This window comes from Bartonella sp. CL266QHHD, assembly GCF_042195355.1.
GTDB lineage: Bacteria > Pseudomonadota > Alphaproteobacteria > Rhizobiales > Rhizobiaceae > Bartonella.
In genome coordinates, this window is record NZ_JBHIOD010000016.1 from 30,401 (window position 1) to 43,198 (window position 12,798).

General features: G+C 38.5%; 11 protein-coding genes. 8 read left to right on the forward strand and 3 right to left on the reverse strand.

What is annotated here, in order from left to right; translation table 11 throughout:
- Positions 1 to 166 precede the first annotated feature (166 nt).
- The 3 genes from lpdA (at position 167) to ACFIK7_RS01075 (ending at position 3,121) form a co-directional block, all read left to right on the forward strand.
- Positions 167 to 1,627, forward strand: a complete 1,461-nt coding sequence (gene lpdA / locus ACFIK7_RS01065; RefSeq protein ID WP_375662774.1) for a dihydrolipoyl dehydrogenase — start codon at positions 167 to 169, stop codon at positions 1,625 to 1,627.
- A gap of 67 nt (positions 1,628 to 1,694) precedes the next feature.
- The gene (lipA, locus tag ACFIK7_RS01070) at positions 1,695 to 2,657 is read left to right on the forward strand and encodes a lipoyl synthase (RefSeq protein ID WP_273791148.1); all 963 of its coding nucleotides are present in this window, start codon (positions 1,695 to 1,697) and stop codon (positions 2,655 to 2,657) included.
- Positions 2,658 to 2,659: 2 nt separating this feature from the next.
- Positions 2,660 to 3,121, forward strand: coding sequence for a type II toxin-antitoxin system RatA family toxin (locus ACFIK7_RS01075; protein WP_273791149.1), 462 nt, complete (start codon positions 2,660 to 2,662; stop codon positions 3,119 to 3,121).
- 577 nt (positions 3,122 to 3,698) lie between these two features.
- Here the strand turns inward: ACFIK7_RS01075 and ACFIK7_RS01080 are convergent.
- Genes ACFIK7_RS01080 through rirA form a run of 3 tightly spaced genes read right to left on the reverse strand, consistent with a single transcriptional unit; the run spans position 3,699 to position 5,842 of the window.
- Positions 3,699 to 4,187, reverse strand: a complete 489-nt coding sequence (locus tag ACFIK7_RS01080; protein WP_375631353.1) for a CinA family protein — start codon at positions 4,185 to 4,187, stop codon at positions 3,699 to 3,701.
- Positions 4,184 to 5,374, reverse strand: coding sequence for a bifunctional 2-C-methyl-D-erythritol 4-phosphate cytidylyltransferase/2-C-methyl-D-erythritol 2,4-cyclodiphosphate synthase (locus ACFIK7_RS01085; protein ID WP_375662779.1), 1,191 nt, complete (start codon positions 5,372 to 5,374; stop codon positions 4,184 to 4,186). Before ACFIK7_RS01085 ends, ACFIK7_RS01080 begins: the two co-directional genes overlap by 4 nt.
- 24 nt (positions 5,375 to 5,398) lie before the next feature.
- On the reverse strand, positions 5,399 to 5,842 hold the full coding sequence (rirA, locus tag ACFIK7_RS01090) for an iron-responsive transcriptional regulator RirA (protein WP_375662775.1): 444 nt from the start codon (positions 5,840 to 5,842) through the stop codon (positions 5,399 to 5,401).
- Positions 5,843 to 6,015: 173 nt separating this feature from the next.
- Here rirA and ACFIK7_RS01095 point away from each other — a divergent pair, with 173 nt between their 5' ends.
- From ACFIK7_RS01095 to clpP, 5 genes are all read left to right on the forward strand, one after another.
- Complete coding sequence (locus ACFIK7_RS01095; RefSeq protein ID WP_273791152.1) at positions 6,016 to 8,283, forward strand: PAS domain-containing sensor histidine kinase; 2,268 nt, start codon at positions 6,016 to 6,018, stop codon at positions 8,281 to 8,283.
- Position 8,284: 1 nt separating this feature from the next.
- A complete protein-coding gene (locus tag ACFIK7_RS01100) occupies positions 8,285 to 9,643 on the forward strand; it encodes a sigma-54 dependent transcriptional regulator (protein ID WP_273791153.1) in 1,359 nt (452 codons plus the stop codon).
- A 3-nt stretch (positions 9,644 to 9,646) separates the two neighbouring features.
- Entirely contained in the window at positions 9,647 to 11,023 is a 1,377-nt protein-coding gene (trkA, locus tag ACFIK7_RS01105) for a Trk system potassium transporter TrkA (RefSeq protein WP_273791154.1), read from the forward strand.
- A 49-nt stretch (positions 11,024 to 11,072) separates the two neighbouring features.
- Positions 11,073 to 11,843 (forward strand): hypothetical protein, encoded by a 771-nt coding sequence (locus ACFIK7_RS01110; RefSeq protein ID WP_375662776.1) that lies wholly within the window; start codon positions 11,073 to 11,075, stop codon positions 11,841 to 11,843.
- A 146-nt stretch (positions 11,844 to 11,989) separates the two neighbouring features.
- A complete protein-coding gene (clpP, locus tag ACFIK7_RS01115; protein WP_005773677.1) occupies positions 11,990 to 12,622 on the forward strand; it encodes an ATP-dependent Clp endopeptidase proteolytic subunit ClpP in 633 nt (210 codons plus the stop codon).
- Positions 12,623 to 12,798: the final 176 nt, after the last annotated feature.

Genomic DNA, 12,798 nt, shown 5'->3' on the forward strand with positions numbered 1-12,798 from the left:
AATAAAAGCAAATTTAACGAGTTTGAAGAGCAATGTTATTGCTATTTCTGGTTTGGGTAAAGCATTTACGTAAGCAAAAGACATAAGATAATTCTGTCATGTTATTTTGCAGACTTAAGTTCAAAAAGTGCATATCCGTTTTATATATATCCATGGAGGAATTACTGTGGCAAATCTTTATGATGTAATTGTGATTGGATCAGGTCCAGGCGGATATGTAACCGCAATTCGTGCAGCACAATGTGGCTTTAAGACTGCGATTGTTGAACGTGAACATTTGGGAGGGATCTGTTTAAATTGGGGATGTATTCCCACAAAGGCCCTTCTACGTTCAGCGGAAATGAAACATTTTGCTGAACATGCAAAAAATTATGGACTAAAAATTAATGGTTCAATTGAGGCAAACATCAAAGATGTTGTGGCACGTTCACGCGGTGTTTCAGCACGTTTAAATGCTGGTGTTGATTTTCTAATGAAAAAAAACAAAATTGATATTATTTGGGGTGAAGCAAAGCTTACTAAAAAAGCAAAGGGAAGCCATCCTGCGGAAATTATGGTTTCTTCATCCTCAAAACCGATTATGCAACCGCAAAATCCAGTCCCTAAAGGAACGTTAGGGGAGGGAACTTATCAAGCAAAGCATATCATTATTGCAACGGGCGCACGTCCTCGTGTTCTTCCTGGTATTGAACCAGATGGAAAACTCATTTGGACTTATTTTGAAGCTATGATACCGCCAGCAATGCCAAAATCGCTTTTGGTTATAGGGTCTGGGGCTATTGGCATTGAATTTGCCTCTTTTTATCGTGATATGGGGGCGACAGTAACTGTTGTTGAAATGATGCCCCATATCATGCCTGCTGAAGATATTGAAATTTCAATGTTTGCTCGTAAACAGTTAGAGAAAAGAGGTTTACGCATTCTTCGTCAAGCAAAAGTAACAAAGGTTGAAAAGTCTTCCGATTCTGTGACTGTACATATTGATGTTCAAGGTAAAATAGAGACAATGACTGTTGACCGGTTAATTTCCGCTGTAGGGGTGCAAGGTAATATTGAGAATCTTGGTTTAGAATCTTTGGGAATAAAAACCGATCGTGGGTGCATTGTAACTGATGAATGGAGTTGGACGGGGGTGGAAGGCATTTATGCTATTGGTGATGTAGCAGGTCCTCCTATGTTGGCCCATAAAGCAGAAGAAGAAGGAGTGATATGTATTGAGCATCTTGCAGGTTTGAAGAGTGCTCATCCGCTTGATAAAAGAAAAATTCCAGGGTGTACATATTGTACACCACAGGTTGCCTCTGTAGGGCTTTCAGAAGCGGCTGCAAAAGAAGCAGGTTATGATATACGTATTGGTCGTTATTCTTTTGCTGCGAATGGTAAGGCGATTGCTTTGGGTGAAGATCAGGGGTTAGTAAAAACGATTTTTGATAAAAAAACAGGACAGCTTCTCGGGGCCCATATGGTAGGGGCTGAGGTAACAGAATTGATACAGGGTTTTGTTATTGCTATGAATCTTGAAACAACAGAAGAAGAATTAATGCATACTGTCTTTCCACATCCGACCTTATCGGAAATGATGAAAGAAAGTGTATTGGATGCTTATGGTCAAGTTTTAAACGCTTGATGACTGGATTGTATGAAAAATTTTATATTTTTGATTGTTACTTCGTATTTATAAGGCAAAGGCTTAAATGGTTACGGTTGTTGATAGAGTTACAAATAGACGTTTGCGTCATCCTGAAAAGGCACATCGTCCTGATACAAGCGTTCAAAAAAAGCCAGATTGGATTCGTGTAAAAGCGCCAACATCACCAATTTATAAGGAAACACATGGTATTGTACGTACGCATAAGTTAGTGACTGTATGCGAAGAAGCTGGTTGCCCTAATATTGGCGAATGTTGGAGCCAGAGGCATGCTAGCTTTATGATTTTAGGTGAAATATGTACGCGTGCTTGTGCTTTTTGTAACGTTGCAACAGGTATTCCACTTGCCGTTGATGATAATGAGCCAGAACGTGTCGCCGATGCTGTTGCACGGATGGAATTAAAACATGTTGTCATTACATCTGTTGATCGTGATGATCTTGCTGATGGTGGCGCTGAGCATTTTGCAAAAGTTATTTATGCGATTCGTCAAAAAACTCCTAAAACAACAATTGAAGTTCTTACACCTGATTTTCGTCATAAGGATGGCGCTTTAGAAGTTGTTGTTGCTGCTAAGCCTGATGTTTTTAATCATAACTTAGAAACAGTTCCTTCTAAATATTTGAAGGTCCGTCCAGGGGCGCGTTATTTTCATTCAATTCGTTTATTACAACGCGTTAAAGAACTTGATCCAACAATTTTTACAAAATCGGGAATTATGGTTGGCCTTGGGGAGGAGCGAAATGAGATTTTGCAATTGATGGATGATTTGCGCGCTGCTGATGTTGACTTTATGACAATTGGACAATATTTGCAGCCTACACGAAAACATCATCCAGTTGTTCGTTTTGTGCCTCCTGAAGAATTTGAGTCTTTTGCCAAGATTGGTAAAGTAAAAGGATTTTTACATATGGCTTCCAATCCTCTGACGCGTTCATCTCATCACGCTGGAGATGATTTTGCCATTTTGCAAAAAGCGCGTGATGAAAAATTTTCCTTACAGAGATAATTATGCCGATTTTTACAATACATCGGCAGATCACCCATAGTGCCAGTGAAATGTTTGATCTGGTTTCAGATATTGAGCGTTATCCTGAATTTTTACCAATGTGTGAGTCTTTAATAATACGTTCTCGAAAAGAATATGGAAAAAAAATATTGCTTCTTGCGGATATGACCGTTGGCTATAAGATTATTCGTGAAACTTTTACGACTCAAGTATTTCTTCAGCCGGAAAAAAGTCTTATAGAAGTTAAATATATTGATGGTCCATTCAAATATCTTGAAAATCGTTGGGCCTTTCATGATATTGAAAATACCAATGCATGTAATGTAGAGTTTTTTATTGATTATGAATTTAAAAGTAAAACGCTTGGATTAGTGATGGGCTCAATGTTTGATATTGCGTTTCGTAAATTTACCGAGGCTTTTGAGAAGCGTGCGCATCAGATTTATGGCTCTACGGTAACATAGTCTATTCTGTTATTTTTTAACAATACGTATTGCTTATAACAGCGTGAAGGTGAAAACCGGTTTCCATCTTTACTATTTGTTTTTAATTCAGCTTTCAAAAGCATATTGAAGGAACATCATTTTAAATGATGAAGATGATGTACAGCTTCACTCTTTTGTTTCTCTCTTTTTAAATAGATGCACATCCGTTAAACAGAACACCCAAATAGAACATGCTTGCGTCATACCCATTTCATAATAGTGCTCATAATAAATAGTATAGATCCTTCGTAAAAGCATATAAACTCCACATCTGTACGTTTATGAACAAGTCAGCCTGCACCATTTATTTGCCATCTCTCAAGATGTTGCGCCAGCTCTTAGCACTTGAGAGAGAGGTACAAGTGTCCTTTTCTTTAATCATTTTATTTACTACAGTTTTTTTCTCTTGTGGCGTGCAAGTGAATAAATTTGATTAATTCAACCTACACAGGGCTGAAGTGAGATAACTTTACGCTATTCAGGTCTTTCATTTTCAAGTTGTGGGCGACTATAGACTCAATGTGGAATAGAGAATTTTGAAATTAGTATGGGGAATTCAGTGAAGTAATTCCAGAATCATTTTAAAAACATTTTCAACAGTTGCATGGCGGATAGCATTGCGATTAAGATGAGCAAAGTGCATTTCTTTGTGCAGGGGGGGGTGATTTTTATAAGCAACTGCGCAATGCACAAGTCCTACAGGTTTATCAAGACTTGCACCTCCTGGACCAGCAATCCCTGTTACAGAAACTGCAATGTCAGCTTGTGAATGTTTTAATCCACCCTCAGCCATTGCAAGAGCAACTTCTTTTGAAACGGCACCATAGGTTCTTATAAGTTCAGCACAAACGCCAACAAGGCGTGTTTTGGATTCATTTGAATAAACAACAAATCCACAATCGAGAACATCTGACGATCCTGCAATATTTGTGAGGCTTGCAGCAATGAGTCCCCCTGTACAAGACTCTACAGTTGTTAACAGTAAACCTTTTTGGCGAAAGGTATTAAGGACTTCATGTGCTTGTTTTTCACAAAGATATGTCATTGGGGAATTTCTCCTGAATAAAGAACGCTCGCTGTTGCAAGAGCAGCAATTCCCTCACCACGACCAATAAATCCAAGCTTTTCATTTGTTGTTGCTTTGATAGAGATTCGATCAGGTGTCATTGCAAGTATTGTCATAAGATTTTCTGTCATAGCATGACGATAGGGACCAATTTTAGGATTTTCAGCGATAATTGTGATATCAACATTGGCGATACGACCATCTGCTTGTTTTATAATATCGAGAGCATGACGGAGAAAAATTTCTGATGATACATTTTTCCATTGAGGATCAGAGGGAGGAAAATGTGTACCGATATCTCCAGCACCTTGAGTTGCAAGAAGGGCATCTGTTAATGCATGAAGAGCAACATCCGCATCGGAGTGTCCATTTAATTTTTTATGAAAAGGGATTTTTATACCACATAATATAAGAAAATCACCATCTTCAAAAGAGTGAACATCATAACCATTGCCGGTACGGATATCAGGAAACATTTGCATTTTCTTTTGGAGATATAAATGTGCAGTATTAAAATCTTCATGCCATGTAATTTTTATGTTGTTAGGATCCCCAGGAACGGTACGCATAGGAATTCCAAACCATTCGGCAATTGCAGAATCGTCAGTGAATTCTTGTTTGCAAGCTTGTTTTGCTTGTTTATGGGCCGCTAAGATATGTTCAAAGGGAAAACACTGTGGAGTTTGTGCACTATAAAGATGGGTACGGGGAATTGTTTCTAAAACATGCTGATTATTTATACGTTTAAGGGTATCAGAGATGGGCAGAACAGGAAGAACACCTTCTTGAGGCGTGATAGTGTTGTGAATGTTATTAAAAAGCTTGTTTTCAATAAAAGGGCGTGCACCATCATGAATATGCACATATTGGGGGGAAAATTTTTTAAGTGCCTGAAGTCCATGTAAGGTAGAGATTTGACGTGTATTGCCTCCTTCAACGATAATAAGGCGCTCTTTAAAATCGCCAATAGCTTGTTCACAGATTTGACGATCTTCTGGATGAATAACAAGGATAATTGTTGTGATAGCTGGATGCTGCAAAAAACAATGCACGGTATGATAAATAACTGGCTTTTGTCCTAGAAGCCGATATTGTTTTGGAATTTTATGGGGAGATCCTGCTCTTTCACCCCGTCCAGCGGCTAATATTATTGCTGCAATAGAAATATTTACTCTCCTTGTGTTATAATCTTAGTTTGCTTTTTTGTCATTAATTTTAAAATGATTTTGAAAGGATGGTTGTTGTAGATCAGCAAGGGATATCATGGACAACACCTCAAAAAAAGCATTTAATGCTTTTTGAAGTGCGGTATTTAAACCACAAAAATCAAACAAGGGGCAAGTTGGTTCTGCAGTATCGAAACATTCTGCTAGGGAAAAGTTGTCTTCTGTTACTTTCACAACATCAGCGACTGAAATCTCTGCTGCGGGTTTAGCCAATCTAACTCCACCATTGCGTCCACGCACTGTTTGTATAAAACCTGCTTGAACAAGCAGCTGAAGGATTTTAAATAAAAAAAGTTCTGAAACGGCATATGCTTTAGCAATTTCTGGAACACGACTGAGAGTTCCCTGATTATCTGCACAATACATGAGCATTCGAAGAGCATAATTTGTTTGTTTTGTTAATCGCATCTCATTTCCTTCGTAAAGTATCGTCGAACACAGTCTATTTTAAAGATATTTTGCAAAATATAGAAGCTTTTCCTCATTGACTATATTTGCCCTATTTTAAATGTAGTATTAGTATTGTCAATTTTTGCTACAAAAGGTTATATGAGAATAATGGGATAAGGGTATGTAAGCTCATGACGAATATAACATCTGTGACGAATCTTCAAGACATAGATAAAAATACTTATAACGATGAGTTGTATCGTTTAAGTAAGGTATATATTTTTTTAGGGATTACAATTATTGTATTGGCTTTACTTACGGCCTCTGTTTCGTTTATTATTCTTATTGGATTAACTCCTGTTGTTCCCAGTAGAACAGTAACCCTTATTCTTATAGGAATTAATAGTTTTTGGGTTTTAGGGCTTATTGTCATCGTTTTTTATGAGATGATTCCGATCATTCGTGCTTGGCGTTCAAGGCGTGCAGGATCGCGTCTTCATGTGCGCCTTATTTCATTGTTTGCACTTGTTGCGACAATGCCAGCTGTTGCTGTAGCTCTTGTATCGGGTCCAGCACTAAATTTGGGACTTGATCGATGGTTTGATACAACAACGCGGCAAATTGTGGGCTCTTCTATTGATTTAGCAAATGCTTATGCAGATGAAATGCTTCAAAATTTAAAAAATTTATCCTACGCGATGGCATTTGCACTTGATAACAAAAAACTCTTAGAACGTAATCCAGCTGAATATAGGATGCAATTGACGCGTCATGCTATAGGACGCAATTTGCGTGGTGCATTTTTGTTAAGTTCTAGCGGAGCTATTTTTGTATCGAGTGCTCTTGGTGATGAAGATAAACTGCCAATTCCTCCTTCTCATCTTATTGAACGTGCAACCAGTGCGAGACCTTTTTCTTTTCAACCAGGCGTTCATGATTATTTTGGTATTATTTTAAAATTTACCAACATTCCAAACACATTTTTATATTTGGTGCGTGACGTTGATAAAGGTGTTTTATCTGCTTTGCGTTTGACAGAAGTTAATACAGATCGTTATCGTGATTTAAATGAAAATCGCCTGCTGACACAGATTGCATTTGGTATGCTTTATTTGTGTCTTTTTTTTAGTTTATTCTTATCAGCTATTTGGGCTGCTATTGCTGTTGCTGATCGTTTAGTGCGTCCTATTCGTCTTCTCATTAGTGCTGCCGATGATGTTGCTTCTGGAAATATGGAAATTTTCGTGCCAGTACGAGCAAAAGATGGAGATATTGGGCAATTATCCAAAACTTTTAATTACATGGTCAGTGAATTGAAAAGTCGGCGTAATGAGTTGATTGCAGTGCGTGATCAAATTGATGAAAGACGGCGTTTTTCTGAAGCTGTGTTATCGGGTGTAACAGCGGGAGTAGCAGGTATAGATGATAATGGTGATATCACCATTATCAATCGGTCTATTGAAGCGATGTTTGATATTCGCTCTGAGCACGTTGTTGGACAAAGTCTTTTATCTTTAAGCGCTGAAATTTGGCAGGTTTTTCAGTTTGTGCGTTCATTAGATCGTAAAAACCATCGTGAACAGGTCACTTTAAACGTTGCAGGAAAAGAGCGTGTCTGTAATGTTCAAGTTACGATGGAGGAGGATGATGGACAGGGGCAATCTTGGGTTCTAACAATTGATGATATTACTGACCTTGTTGCAGCGCAACGTACAGCGGCGTGGGCGGATATTGCGCGGCGTATTGCGCACGAAATTAAAAATCCTCTTACACCTATTCAGTTATCCGCTGAACGCATTCGTAAACGTTATAACAAAGCTATTACACAAGATAGAGAGGTTTTTGAGCGGTGTATTGACACAATTATTCGGCAGGTTGGAGATATTGGGCGTATGGTTGATGAGTTTTCCTCTTTTGCACGTATGCCCAAACCCAAAATGCATATTTTAGATATACGAGAATTGTTGCGCGAAGCATGTTTCTTGATAGAGGTGACGCGACATGATATTCATTTTGAGCAAGATTTAGGAACTCTACCACTTATGGGTGCATTTGATAACCGTCTCATTGTACAGGCTTTCTGCAATGTTATCAAAAACGCGAGCGAATCCATAGATTCAGTTATGCGAGAGGAAAATATTCACGGTCATATTCTTGTCCGTTCTTATCGACAGAAAGAATGGGTGGTTGTGGATGTTGTTGATAACGGGAAAGGACTTCCTAAAGAGCAAAGACAAAAGTTATTAGAACCCTATATAACAACGCGGGAAAAAGGAACAGGACTGGGGTTAGCCATTGTGCGCAAAGTTATTGAAGATCACGGTGGTTTCATGGAGCTTCATGATGCACCGGAGAGTTTTTATGAAGGTCGTGGTGCGATGATCCGTTTGATATTTCCTGCGGATGGGGGTAAGCAGGGTAATATTATACAAGCCATAAATCATAAGATAGGGGAATAGTATGGTATCAGATATCTTGATTGTTGATGATGAAGCAGATATTCGTGAGCTTGTTGCTGGTATTTTAGAGGATGAAGGTTATGAAACGCGCGTTGCTTGTAACTCTGATGAAGCATTGGCTCAAATTAGTGAGCGTATTCCAAAGCTCATTTTTTTGGATATTTGGCTACAGGGTAGTCGTCTCGATGGTTTAGCACTGCTTGATGAAATTAAAACACAATATCCGGCTCTTCCGGTCGTTATGATCTCTGGTCATGGTAATATTGAGACGGCTGTTTCCGCTATAAAGCGAGGGGCATATGATTTCATTGAAAAACCTTTTAAAGCTGATAGACTTGTATTGGTTGCAGAGAGAACACTTGAAAATTCAAATTTAAAACGTGAGCTTTTAGAATTACGAAAGCGTTCGAACGAGACATTAGAGTTGCTCGGAAAATCGACAGTTATAAAAAATTTGCGTCAAATCATAGAAAAAGTAGCACCAACCAATAGTCGCATCATGATAACAGGGCCTTCAGGGGCAGGAAAAGAGACTGTTGCACGAACTATTCATGCGCTTTCAACGCGTTCGAATGGGCCATTTGTTACAATAAATGCTGCAACGATTACTCCGGAAAGAATGGAAATAGAGCTGTTTGGCAGCGAAATGGAGGGAAGAGAGCGTAAAATCGGTGCCTTAGAGGAAGCTCATGGTGGTATCTTATATCTTGATGAAATTGCTGACATGCCGCGTGAGACTCAAGGGAAGATTCTTCGGGTTTTAACGGGGCAAACATTTGAGAGAATTGGCGGCACAAAACGTGTTAAGGTGGATGTCCGTATCATTTCTTCGACAGCGCAAAATCTTGAAAACCTCATTTCTGATGGGCGCTTTAGGGAGGATCTTTTTCACCGTCTTTCCGTTGTTCCTATTGTTGTTCCGCCCCTTTCAGCGCGTCGTGAAGATATTCCAGAACTTGTACATCATTTTGTAAAAACAATATCACAGCAGGTTGGGATTAAACCGCGTGCAATCAGTGATGATGTGATTGCTATTTTGCAAACGCACGCTTGGCCGGGTAATGTGCGGCAATTACGTAATAATATTGAGCGTCTTCTTATTCTCGTGCGGGATGGTGATGGTCCTATAACAGCGGACTTTCTTCCCAGTGAAGTAAGTGATTCTTTGCCACGCCTTCAAATGGATTCAGATGAAAGTATAATGGATTTGCCGTTACGTGAAGCTCGAGAATTGTTTGAAAAGAGATATTTAGTGGCGCAGATTGGGCGTTTGGGTGGAAATATATCACGTACTGCTGAATTTATAGGCATGGAGCGTTCAGCTTTGCACCGTAAACTTAAAGCGCTTGGAGTTTCTTAAGCGATGCGTGTTATTATTTGCGGAGCAGGACAGGTTGGTTATGGGATAGCAGAGCGTCTTGCTGCTGAAAATCATGATGTTACTGTTATTGATATCGAAACGAGATTAATTGAAAAGATTCGCGATACATTGGATGTGAGAGGTTTTGTTGGTCACGGTTCACGGCCTGAAGTTCTTTTGGCAGCAGATGCAGACAAAGCTGATATGTTGATTGCTGTTACTTTGTTTGATGAAGTCAATATGGTAGCTTGCCAAGTAGCACATTCATTATTTAATGTGCCCACAAAAATTGCTCGTATTCGCTCACAATCTTATTTAGAGCCACGTTATAAGACGCTTTTTTCCAGAGAGAATATTCCCATTGATGTGGTTATTTCGCCAGAAGTTGAAGTTGGGGAAATGGTTTTGCGCCGTATTGCTTTACCTGGTGCAATAGATGTTCTTTATTTTTGTAATGATGATATTGTTGCGTTAGCCTTGGAATGTATGGAAGATTGTCCAGTTATTAATACACCTTTGCGTCAATTAACAGAGCTTTTTCCAGATCTTCATACGACGGTTACCGCTATTAAACGTGGCGCGGAATTATTGGTTGCACATTCAGAAACGCAATTACGCGTTGGTGATATAACCTATCTTGTTGTTTCTCGTGAACAGATGCGTCGTGCTGTTGGGCTTTTTGGTCATAAAGAACAAGATGCACACCGCATGATTATTGCAGGGGGTGGTCACATTGGCCTTTATGTTGCACAGGCGATTGAAAAGCGTTTCCATAAATTAAAATTGAAGATTATAGAATCGCATAGAGAAAGAGCTCTTACAATTGCTGATCAGCTTGAAAAAACGACAGTCTTATACGGTAACGTGTTAGATCCAGTGATTCTTCAAGATGCGGGAATTGATCAGTCCGATTTAATGATTACATTGACCAATCAAGATCAGGTTAATCTCTTAAGCGCTATTATTGCTAAAAGATTGGGCTGCAAAGCCAATATGGTATTGATTAATAATGTTGCCTATCAAGAATTTAGTCGTGCTGTTGGTGTGGATGCATATCTTAATCCCCATAGCGTTACAATATCGAGAATTTTGCAACAAATGCGCCGTGGGCGTATTCGTTCTGTTCATTCAGTTTTTAATGGCCGAGCAGAAATTATTGAAGCTGAAGTGATGCAAACATCTTCATTAGTTGGTAAGTCATTATCAGAGCTCAATTTATCAGATGGTTTGAGAATTGGTGCAATTTATCGCAATAAGACAATAATACAGCTTTCGGCAGATACGCGTATTTTGTCTGGTGATAGAATAGTGATTTTTGCTCTTGCTGATAGAGTTCGTGATGTTGAACAACTCTTTCGCGTAAGTTTAGAATATTTTTGATGTATTATCTATGGATATTTGTACTTTTTGGTATAGTGGATAATTAAGATTGGTGGATAGGCTTTGTTTGTCTTCAATGGTTAAAACTGGACAGCGTGTTAAGCTTTTTAGTTATGATAAAAAAATAGATAATCTCCCTGCTGGTGTTGAGCTGCATGAAGCCGAATCAATTTTACCACGCTCAGCAATTTATCGCCTTGATCCCGATTTTTCTGATTATAAACTAGGGTGTACAATTGTTCAGTTCTCGGATTTTTTTCGTGTTATGCTGATGAAATATCAACAAGGTGTTTGGTTAGATACAGATGTTTACCTTGTTAAACAATTTCATCCAGATGCCGATAAGGTTTGGTTGGCAAGAGAAAATAATACAAGAGTAGGCGTTTCTGCACTTTATTTTCCACCCAATAACCCTGTTATAAAAATATTTGAAGATTATTGGGCAGGCACAGAAATTATTCCTCATTGGCTTGGGTTTAAGCGTCGTGTTTGGAGATCGTTCTGGTTAAAGAGGAAAAAAATGCCGATTTTACCGGGAAATCTTGGCGTTACAATATTTGGCAATGATGGTATTTCACGATTAGCAAAACGATATGTTTTTTTTCATGAAGCAAGGGAAAAGGAAACTTTTAATTATTGGACTGGTCGAAAAACTGAATGTATTTTTGAACCAGCTTTTGGCGTAAAGCCGCTTACAGATTCACGCTTGATAGGCTTTCATATTCACAGAAAGACAAAGACCACGAAAAGACCTCAGGAAGGAAGTTTTTACCATTGGGCGGTATCTCGCATTCCTGATGTTCATCATTTGTTTAGGTAGAGTTATTATTGCTATTTTAACTATTGAGATTTTAATCTATCTTATACATCTCTTGATTGTAGCTTGCACAAGAGAGTAATGTTAGCATATGGATAAAAACATTGAATGTGTAAAGAGCGGTTGTTATATGAACGGAAAGTAAAAATATGAGTGATCCAATGAAAACAGCATTAAGCCTTGTTCCTATGGTTATTGAACAAACCAATCGTGGTGAGCGGGCCTATGATATTTTTTCCCGTCTTTTAAAGGAGCGGATTATTTTTATTAATGGTCCTGTTGAAGATGGTATGGCAATGCTTGTTTGTGCACAATTGCTTTTCTTGGAAGCGGAAAATCCTAAAAAAGAAATTAGTCTTTATATTAATTCTCCAGGTGGTGTCGTAACATCTGGTATGGCTATTTATGATACTATGCAGTTTATTCGCCCTCCTGTTTCTACGCTTTGCATGGGGCAAGCGGCATCTATGGGGTCTTTATTGTTAACAGCTGGAGCAAAAGGTCATCGTTTTACATTGCCAAACGCACGTATTATGGTGCATCAACCATCTGGAGGTTTTCAAGGTCAAGCTTCAGATATTGAGCGACATGCGCAGGATATTATAAAGATGAAACGGCGTTTAAATGAAATTTATGTCCAACATACGGGTCAAGATTATGAGGTTATAGAGAGAACTCTCGATCGCGATCATTTTATGACAGCAGAAGAAGCCAAAGCGTTTGGCTTAGTTGATGATGTTATACAATATCGTGCAGAAACTGAAAAAGAAGAAAAAGATTAAGAATTTTTATAGAAAAAACAGCTACTTTAAATCAAAGAGTTTTATAAAAAATATCGCAAAATAAGAGAAACACCTAAAAATATTGAGACATGCATGGTTTTCTATATGTCTTTTAGTTTTCATGATGAAAAGCTTCCTTTGAAAAGGCAAAGTGTTCATATATCGTGGTGAAAGGA